19 protein-coding genes are annotated in these 15,989 nt (G+C 70.5%); 14 read left to right on the top strand and 5 right to left on the bottom strand.

The features are described 5' to 3' along the window. Positions 1–143 precede the first annotated feature (143 nt). Positions 144–1,367 carry an SRPBCC family protein gene (locus tag AMK16_RS01260; RefSeq protein WP_073907338.1) on the bottom strand — a complete coding sequence of 408 codons (1,224 nt, stop codon included), beginning with the start codon at positions 1,365–1,367 and terminating at the stop codon, positions 144–146. Positions 1,368–1,370: 3 nt separating this feature from the next. Then, complete coding sequence (locus AMK16_RS01255; RefSeq protein ID WP_443333522.1) at positions 1,371–2,480, bottom strand: histone protein; 1,110 nt, start codon at positions 2,478–2,480, stop codon at positions 1,371–1,373. Between the two features lie 201 nt (positions 2,481–2,681). Between AMK16_RS01255 and AMK16_RS01250 the strand changes: the two genes are divergently transcribed. The 8 genes from AMK16_RS01250 (at position 2,682) to AMK16_RS01215 (ending at position 6,501) form a co-directional block, all read left to right on the top strand. Continuing rightward, complete coding sequence (locus tag AMK16_RS01250) at positions 2,682–3,059, top strand: gas vesicle protein GvpO (RefSeq protein ID WP_073907332.1); 378 nt, start codon at positions 2,682–2,684, stop codon at positions 3,057–3,059. 25 nt (positions 3,060–3,084) lie between these two features. Further along, positions 3,085–3,549, top strand: a complete 465-nt coding sequence (gene gvpJ, locus AMK16_RS01245; RefSeq protein WP_073907329.1) for a gas vesicle protein GvpJ — start codon at positions 3,085–3,087, stop codon at positions 3,547–3,549. 3 nt (positions 3,550–3,552) lie between these two features. Continuing rightward, the gene (locus tag AMK16_RS01240; RefSeq protein WP_073907326.1) at positions 3,553–4,272 is read left to right on the top strand and encodes a GvpL/GvpF family gas vesicle protein; all 720 of its coding nucleotides are present in this window, start codon (positions 3,553–3,555) and stop codon (positions 4,270–4,272) included. A 46-nt stretch (positions 4,273–4,318) separates the two neighbouring features. Then, positions 4,319–4,567: a gas vesicle protein GvpG gene (locus AMK16_RS01235; RefSeq protein ID WP_073907323.1), complete on the top strand. Its 249-nt coding sequence runs from the start codon at positions 4,319–4,321 to the stop codon at positions 4,565–4,567. 75 nt (positions 4,568–4,642) lie between these two features. Then, complete coding sequence (gene gvpJ / locus AMK16_RS01230) at positions 4,643–5,011, top strand: gas vesicle protein GvpJ (RefSeq protein WP_073907320.1); 369 nt, start codon at positions 4,643–4,645, stop codon at positions 5,009–5,011. After that, entirely contained in the window at positions 5,008–5,871 is an 864-nt protein-coding gene (locus AMK16_RS01225; protein ID WP_073907318.1) for a GvpL/GvpF family gas vesicle protein, read from the top strand. The genes gvpJ (AMK16_RS01230) and AMK16_RS01225 overlap by 4 nt, the downstream gene beginning before the upstream one ends. Continuing rightward, the gene (locus AMK16_RS01220) at positions 5,868–6,092 is read left to right on the top strand and encodes a gas vesicle protein (RefSeq protein WP_073907315.1); all 225 of its coding nucleotides are present in this window, start codon (positions 5,868–5,870) and stop codon (positions 6,090–6,092) included. The genes AMK16_RS01225 and AMK16_RS01220 overlap by 4 nt, the downstream gene beginning before the upstream one ends. Then, positions 6,085–6,501: a gas vesicle protein K gene (locus AMK16_RS01215; RefSeq protein ID WP_073907313.1), complete on the top strand. Its 417-nt coding sequence runs from the start codon at positions 6,085–6,087 to the stop codon at positions 6,499–6,501. Before AMK16_RS01220 ends, AMK16_RS01215 begins: the two co-directional genes overlap by 8 nt. Before the next feature lie 16 nt (positions 6,502–6,517). Here the strand turns inward: AMK16_RS01215 and AMK16_RS01210 are convergent, their stop codons facing one another. Then, positions 6,518–6,802 (bottom strand): hypothetical protein, encoded by a 285-nt coding sequence (locus AMK16_RS01210; protein ID WP_073907311.1) that lies wholly within the window; start codon positions 6,800–6,802, stop codon positions 6,518–6,520. 173 nt (positions 6,803–6,975) lie between these two features. Between AMK16_RS01210 and AMK16_RS01205 the strand changes: the two genes are divergently transcribed. After that, positions 6,976–7,941, top strand: a complete 966-nt coding sequence (locus tag AMK16_RS01205) for a hypothetical protein (protein ID WP_073907308.1) — start codon at positions 6,976–6,978, stop codon at positions 7,939–7,941. Positions 7,942–7,982: 41 nt separating this feature from the next. On the opposite strand, the gene AMK16_RS01200 is transcribed toward AMK16_RS01205, so the two are convergent. After that, positions 7,983–9,413, bottom strand: a complete 1,431-nt coding sequence (locus AMK16_RS01200) for a DUF2252 domain-containing protein (protein WP_073907307.1) — start codon at positions 9,411–9,413, stop codon at positions 7,983–7,985. 393 nt (positions 9,414–9,806) lie between these two features. On the opposite strand from AMK16_RS01200, the gene AMK16_RS01195 reads away from it, so the two are divergent. The 4 genes from AMK16_RS01195 (at position 9,807) to AMK16_RS01180 (ending at position 13,866) form a co-directional block, all read left to right on the top strand. Beyond that, complete coding sequence (locus AMK16_RS01195) at positions 9,807–10,640, top strand: class II glutamine amidotransferase (RefSeq protein ID WP_073907304.1); 834 nt, start codon at positions 9,807–9,809, stop codon at positions 10,638–10,640. Positions 10,641–10,710: 70 nt separating this feature from the next. After that, entirely contained in the window at positions 10,711–11,130 is a 420-nt protein-coding gene (locus tag AMK16_RS01190) for an SHOCT domain-containing protein (RefSeq protein ID WP_079191242.1), read from the top strand. Positions 11,131–11,295: 165 nt separating this feature from the next. Next, on the top strand, positions 11,296–13,155 hold the full coding sequence (locus AMK16_RS01185) for a glycoside hydrolase family 15 protein (RefSeq protein WP_073907302.1): 1,860 nt from the start codon (positions 11,296–11,298) through the stop codon (positions 13,153–13,155). Between the two features lie 246 nt (positions 13,156–13,401). Beyond that, positions 13,402–13,866, top strand: a complete 465-nt coding sequence (locus AMK16_RS01180; protein ID WP_199885322.1) for a DUF6325 family protein — start codon at positions 13,402–13,404, stop codon at positions 13,864–13,866. 132 nt (positions 13,867–13,998) lie between these two features. Here the strand turns inward: AMK16_RS01180 and AMK16_RS01175 are convergent, their stop codons facing one another. Further along, positions 13,999–14,301 carry an SHOCT domain-containing protein gene (locus AMK16_RS01175; protein WP_073907300.1) on the bottom strand — a complete coding sequence of 101 codons (303 nt, stop codon included), beginning with the start codon at positions 14,299–14,301 and terminating at the stop codon, positions 13,999–14,001. A 247-nt stretch (positions 14,302–14,548) separates the two neighbouring features. Here AMK16_RS01175 and AMK16_RS01170 point away from each other — a divergent pair, with 247 nt between their 5' ends. Beyond that, entirely contained in the window at positions 14,549–15,955 is a 1,407-nt protein-coding gene (locus tag AMK16_RS01170) for a chloride channel protein (protein WP_073907298.1), read from the top strand. Positions 15,956–15,989 lie beyond the last annotated feature (34 nt).

Below are 15,989 nucleotides of genomic sequence, written 5' to 3'. Positions count from 1 at the left end.
CAACGCAGGCGAGCAGCCGGAAGCCTCCGCTGCACCGTGAATCCGCTGCATCGTAGAGAAGGGCCGACGACCGTAGAGAAGGGCCGACGTGGATGTCGGCCCTTCTGGGCTGTCGGCGCGGTCCTGGAGGGCCCGCGCGCCCGCTAGTGACGGCGACGCCGGCGCGGAGGGCTCGCCTCCTCGTCTTCCTCGTCCTCGTCCTCGTCCTCGTCCTCGTCCTCGTCCTCGTCTTCCTCCTCCTCTTCGGCCTCGTCTTCTTCGGGCTCGTCGTCCTCTTCCTCAGGTGCCTCCTCGTCCTCGTCCTCGCCCTCGTCCTCGTCCTCGCCCTCGTCCTCGTCCTCGTACTCCTCGTCGTCGTACCCGCCGTCGGACTCCTCCCCGTCTTCGCCGGGTTCGTCCTCCTCCGGCTGCTCGTCGTCCTCGGCTTCGTCCCCCTCCCCGTCCTCGTCGCCGCCCTCTTCGTACTCGTCCTCACCCTCGCCCTCGTACGCGCCGTCCTCCTCGTCCTCGTCCTCGTTCTCGTCTGCTTCTTCGTTCTCCTCCTCCTCCACGGCTTCGTCGTGCGTGCGGACCACCTCGCCGTCACGGATCTCGCCGCGCCAGCCGTCGGGTTCGTCCGTAGTGAGCGAGACGTGCCGCAGGAAGTGCTTGAGGTCCAGGCGCAGACGCCGGCCCTGAGCGCGCCATATGTTGCCGGTCTTCTCGAAGAGTCCGGAGGGGTAGTACTCGACCACCACCACGATGCGGGTCAGGGACGGTGCGAGTTCGTGGAAGCTGACGCAGCCCCGGGTGCTCCCCTTGGCGCCCTCGGAGGTCCACACGATCCGCTCGTCGGGCACCTGCTCCTGGACGGTGGCCTTCCAACTGCGTGTGGAGGGACCGACCTTGACCTTCCAGTCGCTGGTGGTGTCGTCGTTGCGGGAGGCGTCGCGCACTCCCTTGGTGAACCCGCTGAAGTTCTCGTACTGCGTCCAGTGGTCGTACACGGTGCGCAGGGGCAGGCCCACATCGATGAACTCCACGATGTTGATCACCTTGCTACCGCTCTTGCGTCCCTTCTTGCCCTTTCCGAATATCTGGGAGGCGGCACCGGTGACCTTGTCCTTGAGGCCGCTGAGCCCCTGGCCCATCATGGCCTTCATGGGGGAGTCGCCCTGCATCATCCGCCCGCCGATCCCGGCGACGTCGGACAGCTTCCCGCTGCCTTCGGCGACGCCCTGGAGCTGGTCGGTGACCTCTCCCAGCTTGTCCGTCGCCTTGTCCGCGAGCTGTCCGGCCTGAGCGCCGAGGAACGAGGACAGCTCCCCGAGCAGCTGGTCGAACCCCGAGGTGGGTTCTTGTGTCTGGCCGCGGTCTGACTTTGCCATGACCTACCTCCGCGTGGACGGCTTGCGGCCTGGCGTCTTCTTCGCCGCCGTCTTCTTGGCCGTGGTCTTGCGGGCCGGGGTGCGTGCAGCGGCCTTCTTCGCCGGAGCCGCCTTGCGCGCCGCGCTCTTGTTGGCCGGTGCCGTCTTCGCCGTCTTCTTGGCGGCGGTCTTGGACGGTGCGGCCTTCTTCGCGGCTGCGGACTTCGCCGGTGCCTTCTTGGCCGCCGTCTTCTTGGCCGGTGCCTTCTTCTGCGGCGCCTGCTGCGGCGGGGCCTTCTTGGCCGCCGTCTTCTCGGCCGTGGTCTTCTTGGCGGCAGTCGTCTTCGCGGCGGTCTTCCTGGCCGTGGCCTTCTTGGGCGGCGGTGCGGGCTCGGGCGGAGCCGAGCGGCGTGAACGCCGGGCTGGGGCTGTCTTTGAAAGAGTGCGGCCACCCGTCGGGGGCCGGCCGCGCCTGCTAGGCGGCGGTGGTTCCTCTTCCGGTTCCTCCTCTTCCTCCTCTTCCTGCTCGTCCTCCTCCTCTTCGTCCTCGGGCTCCGGCTCGTAAGCCTCTTCCGCGCCTTCCTCCTCGCCCTCGCCCTCCTCCTCGGGTTCCTCCTCCTCGGGTTCCTCTTCTTCCTCCTCCGAGGCCTCGGGCTGCTCGTAGCCCTCCTCGCCCTCGTCCTCCTCCTGGCCCTCCTCGCCTCCGCCTTCGTCCTCGTCCTCGCCTTCCTCCTCGTACTCGTCCTCGTACTCGTCCTCCGCGGGCTCCTCTTCCTCTTCCTCTTCGTCTTCGCCCTCGTCGGAGCTCTTCAGCTGGAGGGTCCGCTGGTGCAGTGAATCGGCGAGATCGGCGAACTTGCGGTTGGCTGCGGCTCCCAGAGCCTTCTTGCCCGCATCCAGGGCCTCGCCCCGGAGCTGGTCGGTGATCTCGGCGAACTGCGGCATCTCCTTGAGCTTGCCGAGGCCCTGCGTCATGAGCTGGCCCGGTTCGAGACCGAAGCGGCGGCCGGCGAGGTACGTTGCGGCCGTGAACGCGAGGCGGCCCTTCTTGGTGCGCCCCAGTACGTAACCCCCGGCCACTGCGGCCGCGAGTGCGATTTTGGCGTTGTCCTGCATGAGCTGCTGTCCCTTCACCAGGGCGCTTGCGGACTTGTGTGCCGCCGCCCGGGGAACCTGGGCGCGCGGACCGTGCCGGCTCGTCTTATGCTGCACCGGCATCCGGGATGCGGCCCCGCACAACCGGCCTGTAAGCCGCCTACCCCCGATGCGGGACATATTTCCCTATATGCTGACATTGTAGTTTCTAAAAGCGGTGTTCCCCCAGCGGAGTGACACATGGCCGCAGCAGAACCGGCACGCCCGCGCAAAGTCCGTCCCCGCCGGACCGAAGAGGCCGACGAACAGGACGGGCGGCCGCCGGCACGCCGCGCCCCCGCCAAGCGAAAGGCCGGCGTTCCGGGCGCGGCTTCGGCGATGCGCTCCGCAGCCGGACAACTGGCCCAACTGCTGGGCCGCACACCCGACTCCGTCTCCTCGCTCAAGCCCACCGAGGACGGCTGGGAGGCGCAGGTGGAGGTGGTGGAACTGGAACGCATTCCCGACACGACCAGCGTGATGGCCAGCTACAAGGTCGCCCTGAATGCCGACGGACAACTGGTCTCCTACGAACGGACCCGCCGGTACAGCCGGGGCATGATCGACCGGCCGACCTGACAGGCCGCCCGGGAAAGGAGGCGCCATGACCATGGTGCCGCAGAGCGGCAGCAACGTGAGCAGGGGCGGGGGCGGGGGCGGCACAGGCACCCTCTACGACGTCCTGGAGCTGATCCTCGACCGCGGTCTGGTCATCGACATATTCATCCGTGTCTCACTGGTGGGCATCGAACTCATCAAGATCGACGTCCGGATCGTCGTCGCCAGTGTCGACACCTATCTGCGCTTCGCCGAAGCGTGCAACCGGCTCGACCTCGAAGCCGGCCGCAAGGCGCCCGCCCAGCTCCCCGAAGTCGTCGGAAACATGATGGAAGGCGGCGCCCGCGGCAAGAGCAAGGGCGCGCTGAGCGGAGCCGTCGACGCCGTGACCGACTCCCTGACCGGCCGCTCCGCCAAGGGGGAGGACGACGAGGAAGAAGAAACCGCAGAGGAAGCCGCCCCCAGGAAACGCCGTCCCGCCAGGCGCCCGGTACGCCGGGAGAGGGAGTGACCGATGGCCCTCTACGTGTACGCGATCACCGGCAAGGACCATCCCCGGCGGCTCGACGGCCTCACCGGCGTGGGTCCCCGGCCCGCGCCCCTGCGCGCCGTCACCGAAGGCCCCTTGTGCGCCGTGGTCAGTGACGTCTCGCAGGAGGTCCGGCCCAAGCGCAGGGACCTCCAGGCCCACCAGGAGGTCCAGGAACGGCTCATGGCCGACCAGGTGATCCTGCCCCTGCAATTCGGTTACATCGCCCCCGACGACCAGACCGTCCAGCAGGCGCTGGAAGGGAACACGGCCGGCTACCTGGCCGCGTTGGAGCGGCTCGACGGCTGCGCCGAATACCACGTGCGGGTATCACAGGCGGACGAGGACGAGCTGCTGCGCCGGATACTGGAGGATTCCCCCGTGGCCAAGGAGCTCAACGAACGGATCCGCGCCGGCGAGCAGGATCCCCAGCTGCCGCTGGCCCTGGGCGAAATCATCGCCCGCGAAGTACAGGACCGCCAGGATTCGCTCGCCGCGGGACTGGTCCGGGCCCTGACCCCCTACGCCCGGCAGCACGCCACCCATCCACCCTCCGGCCCCGACTTCCTCAACCTGTCCCTGCTGGTGCCCCACGAACGCAAAGACGACTTCCTGGCGGCGCAGAGCGGCCTCGCCCAGCAGATCCAGGACGGCGTCGACTTCCGGCTGACCGGGCCCCTGCCCCCGTACAGCTTCGTCCAGTGACACCGGTGAAACGGTCCGGCCACCCACCACACGCGAAGGACACCCCATGGGACTGCTGACGAGCCTGTTCACCCTTCCCGTCGCACCGGTGCGAGCCGTCGTGTGGGCCGCCCAACGGGTCGCCGAGAAGGCCGAGGACGAGTACTACGACCCGGCTCCCGTATGGCGCGAGCTCGCCGACCTGGAGCGACGCCTGCTGAGCGGAGAGATCGACGAGGAGACGTTCGACCACAGGGAGGACGAACTGATCGACCGGCTGACGGAAATCGCGGAATTCCGCAGCCGGAACCCGTGACGGGCGAGGGAGGCCGCCATCGTGTCTGAGCCACAACCGGGCCGACTCGAATCCTTCCCGTCCCGCGCCGCCCCGATGCCGTACGGGCAGAGCACTTCGAGCCTCGCCGACATCCTGGAGAGGGTCCTGGACAAGGGCATCGTCATCGCCGGCGACATCCGCATCAACCTCCTCGACATCGAACTGCTGACGATCAAACTCCGGATCCTGGTCGCCTCCGTGGACAAGGCGAAGGAGATGGGCATCGACTGGTGGGAGCACGACCCCTCGCTCTCCTCCCGGCACGCCGGCAGCCCCCTCGAACAGGAGAACCGCAGACTGCGCGCCGAGCTGGAAGCCCTGCGCCGCGAACGCCTGGACGGCGGCGAATTCCCGCCGCGCACCGCCGGTGAGGAACCCGCAAGCGATACGGGCGGTGGGACCACCGCGAGGCCGCGGCCATGAACGCCTCCGACGACACCCTCACCTACGTCTACGCCGCGACCCCCCTCACCGCGCAGCTGCGCGACGCCGTGAGGGACCTGCGGGGGATCTACGGCCACCCGGTCCGCTTCCTCACCGCAGAGCCCACGGCCGGCGTCCGGCGCCCCTCGCCCCCCATCGCCTTCGCCACCAGCCGCGTACCGGGGCACGACTTCAACGAGAGCGCGCTCAAAACCCACTTCGAGGACCTGGAGTGGCTGGAGGACGTCGCCCGCGCCCACCACGACGTCGTCCAGGCGCTCTCCACCCACACCACGGTCCTGCCCTTGCGCATGGCCACCGTCTACCAGGACGACGACCGCGCCGGCCAGGCTCTGGTCGAGCAGTACGACGCATTCGCCGAACGGCTTTCCCAGCTGACCGGCCACACCGAATTCGGTGTGAAGATCTACCTCGCCCCCACCACCGCCCCGCCCGGGGCGGACGGCACGGCAGGCGACGCCGACACCGGCGGCGCCACCACCCCCGGCAAGGCGTACCTCCAGCGCCGCAAGGCCCAGCACCACGCCCAGGAAGCCGTCTACGGCCAGGCGCAGCGGGCCGCCGAAAGCGTGGAGGCCATCGCCGCCCGGTACGCCTCGCAACGCGTACGCCACCCGACCCAGCGCGGCGCCCTGACCGGACCCGCCGAGAACGTGCTCAACGACGCCTACCTCGTCCCCGACGCGTACGCGCAGCAGTTCCGCGCCGCAGTCGAAGGGGCGGCCGGTGTCTTCGACGGCGTCAGCGTCGAGGTGACCGGCCCCTGGGCGCCCTATTCCTTCGCCATGCCGCCGCAGGTACGCCAGGACCCGGCAGCCGGGCAGGAGGCAGGGCCATGACCCTCACCGGGCACGGGGAACCGCTGCCAGGACGCCAGGTGGCCTTGGTGGACCTGCTCGACCGGCTGCTCAGCGGCGGCGTCGTCATCACCGGCGACATCGTCCTGTCCATCGCCGACATCGATCTCGTCCGCATCTCCCTGCGCGCCCTCATCGTGTCCGTCGGCTCGGAGACCCGCCCGGCCCCCACGGCTCCCTCCGAGGACGGCCGGCATGAGTGAAGAAGGCGCCGAACGGCGCCCCGTACCCATCCCGCCGCCCGCGCCCGCCCTCCAGGACGTCGGTGACACCATGTCGCAGGCGTTCCGGCTCCTGCAGGCCCCGCCCACACCGCACGGCGCCCCGCCCCGCGCCGCGCACCGCATGTACACCGACCGCGACACCGTGGAAGAGGACCTGCTCAAGCTCGTCCTCACCCTGGTCGAACTGCTGCGCCAGCTGATCGAGCGCCAAGCCCTGCGCCGGGTCGACGAGGGCGACCTCAGCGACGAACAGGAAGAGGAACTGGGCGCCACGCTCCTGGCCCTCCACGACCGCCTGGCCGACCTGTGCGAGCAGCACGGTTACGCGCTGGAAGACCTCAACCTCGACCTCGGCCCGCTGGGACCCCTCCTGCCGCGCCGGGACTGAACTCCCGGCGACGCCTTCAGGGGGTCATCGCGGACGGCATGTCCGAGGCCCGTCCCGTGCGCACCGCCGTGACCACCGCCTCGTGGAGGGTCCGGCTGTCCGTCTCCGTGGCGCACGGGACGGGACTGCCGACGAGGGTGAACCAGTCCGACGATCCGTTGTACTGGACGGCGAAGCGGGCTTCCCCGTCGGTCCAGGTGGTGTGCACGGAGAGTTCACCGGTGATCACCCCGGCTTCCTCCGTGCGTACTCCGCTCCGTGCGGCGAAGACGTTGACTGTCGTCCACGATGCCCATCCCATGAAGCAAGGCTCACACCGTCTTCGCGTATCGGCGAGCCGGCGGCGAACGGAGACGGCAGCGGGCCCGGCGGGGCCGCTCGATCGCGTGCCGCATCGGCCTCCGCCTCGCGCGGAACCGGTAGGGCTGGGACGGTGGAGGAGGGGCCGGTTCCGATCGTCCTCTGGAGGTCCCCGTGTCGCACGCCTCCGCGCAGGGCCTCCGCCGGCTCACCGCTGCCACGCTCACCTGCGGGACGTGCCTGGCCGTACTCGTCCCGGGCCCGGCGCACGCCTACTCCGGCAACAACCACGAGAAGATCACCCGCGCGGCGTTGCACTGGGAGTCCGGGTCCCTGGCGGCGATGGCCGATGCGCGTGACGGGGCGATCGTGGCCGATGACGACGGTGAGTACTTCAACCTCGGCTTCCTCCATTGCGACAACGCCGACTACCTCGCCCCGCGCTACGCATCCGCCTACCCGCGCACACGCGACGAGGCGACCACCGAACTGCTCGCATGTATCCGCGGCGCCGTCGCACGCCTGCGGGAAGCCGTCCGGCACGCCGACGAGCTGGTCGACGACGACGGCAGGATCATCCCCCGCCAGAGCGACCTGGACCCGCCCTGCGCGTGGAACGAGAAGGAGCGGCGCGCCAAGTGCAAGGTCCTGGAACAGCTCGGACGCGGCTGGCACCCGATCGAGGACTTCTACTCGCACAGCAACTGGGCCGACAAGGCCGACGCCGGTCCCGTCAACACCGACAATCCGCCGGGCCTGAACCGCACGGCAATCGCCCCGTTCTTCGACGTCCGTCGCTACAGCTCCATGGACGACCCGGCCTGGGCCCGGGAAGCGGCCGGCCTCGTTCCCGAAGACCTGGCCACGGGGTGCTATCCCGACTTCGAGTCGACGGGCCTCAAGCCGGTCGGCTGCACCGGGCGCATCAAACACAACGGGACCCTGAACAAGGACACGGAGGCCTCCCGGCGTTCCGGGAACGGAAACTTCCAGCGGGCGGCCGACCTCGCCGCCCGGGAGATCACCCGGCAGTGGAACGACTTCACGGCAGAGCTCGTCGAGACCTACCCGGAGCACGGGCGCGGTCAGCAGATGGTGTGCGCCCTCACCCATGACCATCCCGTGTCCAGCTGCCGCTGACACCGTGCACCCGCCGCTGACACCGTGCACCGGGCCCGCGGTCATGCCGCCGGCAGCTCCTGAGCCGGCAGCTGCCCCGCGCGCACCGCGTCGACCAGCGTCTGGTGATCGCGTTCGTTCTGGTCGGCGTACGCTTCGGCGAAGGTGACCAGCGCCCGGTCGAAGACGTCCCCGCGGCCCAGATAAGCGGCGATCGCGATCCGGTCGCCCGACCGGGCGTGCGCACGCGCGAGCGTGATGCCGCACACCTCGCCGAACGCCGCCAACTGTCCGGGCGACATCGTCTCCGGCATGGCGATCCCCTTCCAGTCGCGCAGCTGGCGGATGTAGAAGTCGCGCTGCCTGCCGTCGATCCCCTCCAGCCGCTCCCAGCCGAGGAAGATGTCACTGGCGGCCTGCATCAACCGCTGCCCCGCGACGACGCGTTCGCCCTGGTTGCCGTACCGGCTGGCGCCGACGTGGTGGGCGAGCACGGAGGCGTCGGCTTCCTTGGCCTGGAGGAAGAGCGGGTCCTGCCCGTCGCGGCCGAGCAGGAGCAGGATCCAGCAACGGGTACCGACGCTGCCGACACCGACCACCTTGCGGGCCATGTCCGCCAGCCGGTAGTCCTCCAGGAGCACCCGCCGGTCGGGTGTCATCGTCTGGCCGTAGCGATCGAGCAACCGGCCGAAACGGCTCTCCAGCGCACTGCGCTCGACGTCCGGCAGGAGGTCCGTGACCGGCACCAGCAAGGGCGGGTCCGCGGCGATCCTGGGCCGTCCGCCGACCAGTTCCGTGAGTTTCGCGAAGACCTGCAAGGTGTCGTGCGTGCGGGCCTTGGCCATCGCACCGGCCAGCTTCCTGCGCCCGCGCTTGTCGAGCTGACCTGTGGTCAGGGCCTCCAGCCGGTCCGCGTCGATCTTCGCGTACCAGACGTCGAGGTTGCCCATGCCGGCGAAGCCGCGCATCGCCTCGCGGTAGGAGCGCACCGCAGCAGCTGTGATGCGGGCCCGCTCGGCGTCGTCGAAACCGTTCGCCCGGGCGGCGATGACGAGGCTCGCCGAGAGCCGTTTGACGTCCCATTCCCAGGGGCCTGGCAGCGTCTCGTCGAAATCGTTGATGTCGAACATCAGCCGCCGCTCCGGAGAGGCCAGCAGCCGGAAGTTCAACAGGTGTGCGTCTCCGCACAGTTGGGCCGTGATACCCGAGTGCGCAGTGCCCGCCAGATCGGACGCCATGATCGCGGCGGCCCCCCGGTAGAAGCGGAAGGGGGACTCCGACATCCTGCTGTAGCGGATCGGGACCAGCTCGGGCACCCGAGCCGCGGACTGCGCCTCCAGGATCGCCAGCGGATCCGGCCTGTCGGGAGGCGGCCGGTACGCGGCGTGCCCGGACCGCGGCGAGCGGCGCCGTGCTTCCCGGCCGCGCGCCGCGCGTTGCTCCGGGGTGCTGTGGGGCACCGCACGCATCGCGGTGGTCGAGATGGGGCACATGGGAGCACTCCTACCTGGCCGTGCGGCTCGCAGGACGAGGGCGGCACCCTGGGGCGAGCACGGGAAAGGAGCGACGGGGAACGTCCATGATCGCTGGTACGCCTTCGCTCCCACCCTAGGTCCTCGCCTGCCGGGGCGCACGAGGGGACGCCCGCTCCCGCCGTGTGGCGCGCCCCGGGGAGGGAGCCGAGAATGAGAGCTGGACGAAATCCACCCGACGTCGCCCGTCGCCCTGAACCGGCGGAGGAGGCGGCGATGACATGCCGGGCGCGCTCGGACCCCGCCGGGGTCGCGGCAAGACGCCACGAGCGGGCCATCGGGCAGCGCCGCTGCGATGCGCGCGGGAAGCCCGTACCCCCCATCCGCTGTGCTGCAGGACCCAGGTGATCGCGTATGTGCCGATGGCTCGCGTATTCGGGTACCCCCATGCTGCTGGACACGATTCTGTACAAACCGGCCCACTCGCTGATCGACCAGAGCCTGCACTCGAAGATGGGCGTGGAGACCACGAACGGCGACGGGTTCGGCATCGGCTGGTACACGCAGGACAACGACACTCCGGCGCTGATGAGGGACGTCGGCCCCGCCTGGAACAACCGCAACCTGCGGGAGGTGGCGGACCACGTCCGGTCGCCGCTCTTCTTCGCCCACATCCGGGCCTCGACGGGCACGGCGGTGCAGCAGTCCAACTGCCACCCGTTCAGGCACGGCAGGTGGATGTTCATGCACAACGGCGCCATCACGGGCTTCCACCTGATGCGCCGGGACCTCACCATGCTCGTGGACCCCGCGCTGTACGCCGACATCGAAGGGACGACCGACTCCGAGGTGATGTTCTTCCTGGCGCTCACCTTCGGCCTGGACCAGGACCCGCCGAGCGCCGTGGCCCGGATGGCCGGTGTGGTGGAGCGCGCCGGCCACGACCACGGCATCGAGTTCCCCCTCCAGATGACGCTCGCCGTCACCGACGGCGAACGCCTCTGGGCCTTCCGCTACTCCAGCGCGCACGATTCCCGCTCGCTGTTCTACAGCAGCCGGGTGGACTCCCTGCGCCGGCTGCACCCCGATGTCGCGTTCCTACAGGACATCTCGGAGGAGACCCGCCTCATCGTCTCCGAGCCGCTCGGCGACCTGCCCGGCGCCTGGAACGCGGTACCGGAGAGCAGCTACGGCCTCGTACAGGCTGGGGAGGACGGGCTGTGGCCCTTCACCCCGGTGCCCGCCTGACGCGCAACCACCCCGTCGCGGGCGGCTTTCCGGCCCCGTCGGACCCGCCACGACCAACAGGAGACCGGCCATGCGCAACCCGATGCTCACCTTGGCGGAGGACTACGACTTCCCCCTGCTCAACATGTTCTGGACCATGATGCTGTGCTTCCTGTGGGTCCTGTGGTTCATGCTGCTCTTCCGCGTCATCGGTGACATCTTCCGGGACGACGAGATGAGCGGCTGGGGCAAGGCGCTGTGGACCTTCTTCGTCATCGTGGTGCCCTACTTGGGCGTCTTCGTGTACCTCATCGTGCGGGGACGCGGGATGGGCGAACGCGAGCTGAAGCGGGTACAGCAACAAGAACAGGCATTCCGCTCCTACGTGCGCCAGAGTGCCGGGACCACCGGCCAGGCCGACGAACTGACCCGCCTGGCCGGGCTCAAGGACCGCGGCGACATCACGGCGGCCGAGTACGAGCAGGCCAAGGCCAAGGTCCTCGCCTCCTGAAACCGGCCCGGAGCCGGCCGGGACGGACACGACCCCGGCGCGGCGGACGCTCCCGCCACGCCGCAGGAGCGCGGTGCCCGGCCCGCCGCACCACATTCGGCACCGGACGCGTCGGCCGGACCCCGGCCGGTGCCCCCGGGCCGCCCTATCCCCTTGGAGGGCCGGATGCGCCCCTACCCGCCGATCGCCGAACACGGCCTGATCGGGGACCTGCAGACCTGTGCCCTCGTCTCGTCCGAGGGCGTCCTCAACTGGTTCTGCTCCCCCCGCTTCGACGCGCCGAGCATCTTCGCCGGCCTCCTCGACCACGAGCGCGGCGGCCACCTCGCCATCACCGCGGACGGGCCTCCCGCCGACGGCGCCGAACCGCCGGGAAGCGCCGGAGTCGTCACCCGCCAGCTCTACATGGCCGACACCGCCGTGCTCATCACCCGCTTCCTCACCGGCGAAGGGGTCGGCGAGGTCGTCGACTTCATGCCGGTCCGCGATCCGCACACGGCCACCGACCGGCACCAGGTGGTGCGGGTCATGCGCGGTGTGCGCGGGACGGTGCGCTTCGCCCTGGAGTGCCGACCGCGCTTCGACTACGGGCGGGCGCCGCACGACCTCGACTGCGAGGCGAGCTCCGCCCGCTTCACCGGACCGGGCATCACCGCGCACCTGCAGGCCGTCGGCCCCGTGGCCCTGGAACGCGACGAGACGGACGTCGTCGCCACCGTGGCGCTGACCGAAGGCGAACGGGCGGCCGTGATCCTGACCGTCTGCGACACGGACAGCGCCGCCCCCCTGCCGCTGAGCACGGACGAGATCCTGGAGGAGTTCAACACCGCCCGGGACTTCTGGCACGCGTGGACCAGACGCTGCACCTATCGCGGCCGCTGGCAGCAGATGGTCAACCGCTCCGCCATCACCCTGAAGCTGTTGACCTACGCACCGACCGGCGCGCCGATCGCGGCCCCGACCACGGGCCTGCCCGAGCAGGAGGGCGGCGAACGCAACTGGGACTACCGCTACACCTGGGTCCGCGACGCATCCCTGTCGGTGGGCGCCATGCGCGGCCTCGGTTTCACCGACGAAGCGGACGCCTTCCGCAGCTGGCTCCTCCAACGGGTGGGGGCCGGCGGCGCTCCCAACGGCGAACCCCTGCAGATCATGTACCGCGTCGACGGCGACCCGTACCTGACCGAGGAGACCCTCGACCACCTGGCAGGCTGGCGCGGCGCGGTACCCGTGCGCGTGGGCAACGGCGCCGCCGGCCAGCTGCAGATGGACATCTACGGCGAAGCCGTCTACGCACTCGCCCAGAGCGGCCAGGTCGGCGACATCGTGGGCTTCGACGACTGGATGCGCTGCGCGGTCCTGCTGGACTGGCTGTGCGACAACTGGGACCGTCCCGACGAGGGCATCTGGGAAACCCGGGGCGGACAGAAGGACTTCACCTACAGCCGCGTCATGTGCTGGGTCGCCCTGGACCGCGGCATCCGCCAGGCCACGGCCACCGCCCGCCCGGCCGACCTGCCCCGCTGGACCGCGGCACGCAACGCCATCCTCGAACAGGTCATGACGCGCGGCTGGAGCGAGGAACGCCGCGCCTTCGTCCAGGAGTACGCCAACACCGTGCTGGACGCATCCCTGCTCCTGATGCCCCTGGTCGGCTTCATCACCCCCAACGACCCGCGCTGGCTCTCCACGCTCGACGCCATGGGCAGCGAACTCGTCTCCGACAGCCTCGTCTACCGCTACGACCCCGCGGCCTCCCCGGACGGCCTCGCCGGTTCCGAGGGCACCTTCTCCCTGTGCACCTTCCTCTACGTCTACGCCCTGGCCAAAGCCGGCCGTGTCCAGGAAGCCCGCTACGCCTTCGACAAGATGCTCACCCACGCCAACCACGTCGGTCTCTTCGCCGAGGAGATCGGCCTCAGGGGCGATCAGCTCGGCAATTTCCCGCAGGCCTTCACCCATCTGGCCCTCATCACCGCCGCGCTCGCCCTCGACGCCGAACTCGACAAGAGCTCAGGCGCCTGACGGGGCGCACCGCCGTGGTGCTCGACCACCTTGCCGGGCTGTGGCTCGCCGCCAGGAGCCCGTACCAACTCACGGTCCGAGCCCGTACATCGGCGGGGCACGTCCGGTGTCGCGCGGAGGTGCGGCGCCACACCGCGGATGCTGCAATGGACATCAGAGCCGTGTCCGGCCGGCGTCCGCGACCTGCGCAAGGTCGGTACCGCGCAACGGGGCCGGGGGCGCCGAGCCACACGCAAGGAGCGCTCCATGAGCGACGACATCGAAGACATGGGCCCCGTCGACTACCTGGTCGTCGAGTTCCCCGGAAACCGGATGACGGGGGAGGCGTTCCCCCTGCTGATCGACCTGGTGGACAGAGGCATCGTCCGCATCCTCGACCTCCGCTTCGTGCGGAAGGACGCCGACGGGACCGTCACCGCCCTGGAACTCACCGGACTCGATGACGACGGGGGAGCCATGGGCCTGTCCGTCTTCGAAGGCGCCTCGTCGCAACTCCTGGACCAGGACGACATCGACGAGGCCGGCGCCGCCCTGCAACCCGGCAACGCGGCCGCCGTCCTCGTGTACGAGAACCGCTGGGCCGCGCCCTTCGCCGCGGCACTGCGCCGCAGCGGGGCGCAGATGGTGGCGAGCGGCCGCATCCCCGTACCGGCCATCCTGGCCGCCCTCGACGCCGAGGAAGCCGCGGGAGGCGGTCAGATGCCGCAGTGAGCGGGGTTTGCCGGTGCGTCACCACTCCGACGCGGGGAACGGCCGCTGCCACTCCGGCGCGGGGAACGGCCGCCACCACTACGACGCGGACGGCCGCCGCGAACCAGCGGCGGCCGAACGGACCGAACGGGTTCAGGCACCCAGGATCCTGCTCTTCTGCTGCGCGAACTCCGCCTCGGTCAAGATCCCCTGTTCCTTCAGCGCTCCGAGCTCCTTGAGCTGATCGATCTTGCTGCTCATGTCGTCCGGCGCCGGCGGAACATCAGCGGATGCGGGTGCGCCGTACGGCTGCTGGGGTGCGTACTGCTGCTGGGGGGCCTGGTTGTCCTGGGCGGCCCACCGGCCCGCCTGACGCCGCGAAACGCGGTTGGAGACCGCCGTCGCCGTACCGGCGATCGCCGCCGTGCGCGCGACTCCTCGAAGTAGACCAGCCACGTCGTCCTCCCTTGCTGACGGAGCCGGCCAAGCTTCCTGCGACCGGCCCTCCACTGCTTCCAGCATCCCACCGACGGCCGGAGCCCGCCGCGCCCGGCCTCCGGCGGCGGGGAACCTCCGCCGGGCGGATCATCGGGAACGGGGGCCGGCCGCCCCTCCCGCGTCCGGCGACGTGTGCCCGCGTGCGTGCCCTCGGCGGTCATCACGAACGATCTGGTACTGGTCCTGGCAAGGAAGAAGGCCATCCATGACGGACCCCAGTGCTCAAGGCGCCGACCCCCGCAGCGAGGAACAGCCCCGGGAGGCGGACCGGCTGCGCGAGATCCTGCGCGCCCCCGGCTACTTCACCGTGCTCGCCTTCTCCGCCCTCGTCGGCATCCCGGTCTCGCTGATCGCGTTCTGGTTCCTCGTCGCCCTGCACGAGCTGGAACGCCTCCTATGGGCGGACCTCCCGCACCGGTTGACCTGGGACACCCCGCCGTGGTGGTGGCCGCTCCCGCTGCTCCTGGTCGCAGGCACGGCCGTCGCTCTGGTCGCCGGACACCTGCGCGGAGCGGGGGGTCCCGTCCCCGGATCCGGCGGCCTGCACACCGGTGGGACCACGCCGGCCATGCTGCCGGGCATCGTGCTCGCCGCGGCCGCGAGTCTGCCCCTGGGCGCGGTCCTCGGACCGGAAGTCCCGCTGATCGCTCTGGGCAGCGGCCTGGCCCTGCTCTTCCGTGACCTCACGCGGGCTCCGGCGACCCCGCAGAACACGGCCCTGCTGGGGGCCGCCGGCGCAGCGGCCGCCATCGCGGCGATCTTCGGCAACCCGTTGATCGCCGCGGTCCTCCTGATCGAGGTGGCGGGGGTGGGCGGGCCGCAGCTGTTCGCGGTCATGCTGCCCGCCCTGCTCTCCAGCGGGGTCGGGGCCCTTGTCTTCACCGGACTCGGCCGATGGACCGGCCTGCAAACGGGCAGCCTCAGCCTCGAACCGGCCATGCCCCTGCCGCGGCTGGACCTCGCGGACGTGCTGTGGACGGTCCTCATCGCCCTCGTCCTCGCCCTGCTCCTGCGCCCGGTCACGGGCGCGGGCCGCCGGGTCGCGGCATACGTGTCCGCCCGGGTGGTACCCCGCACGATCATGTGCGCAGTGGGCGCCGGAGCGTGCGCCGCCCTCTACGCCCTCGTCACGGGCCGCACGCCCGCGGAGGTCGCCCTGTCGGGCCAGGCCGCCCTCGGCGAGCTGGCCGCCGACCCGCACGCCTGGGGGGTGGGCGCGCTCATCGCCGTCCTGCTCTGCAAGAGCGCCGCCTACACCCTCTGCCTGGGCAGCCTGCGCGGCGGTGCCATCTTCCCCGCCCTCTTCCTCGGAGCCGCGGCCGGGGTCCTCCTGGCCCCCCTGCCGGGACTTGGTGTCGTGCCGGCCATGGCGGCATCCATGGCCGCCGCCACCGCCGCCGTCATGCGGCTGCCGGTCGGCAGCGTGGTCCTCGTGGTACTGCTGCTGGGCAGCTCCGCCATGATCCCCATAGTCATCCTGGCGGTGGTGATCGCCTTCGTCACCACCGAACTGCTGCCCGCCGCCGCGGCGCCACCGACGCCGCCGCGCGCCGAGCAGCGGGCCGGGGACGTCGGGGACGCGGGTGGCGCCGGCGTGACCGGGACGCCCTGACACCACCCTCGCAGGCTCGCCGCGGGAACCGGAG

Origin of the sequence: Streptomyces sp. CB00455 (assembly GCF_001905445.1) — a bacterium.
GTDB lineage: Bacteria > Actinomycetota > Actinomycetes > Streptomycetales > Streptomycetaceae > Streptomyces.
This window is presented reverse-complemented; position numbering and strand designations above follow the sequence as displayed.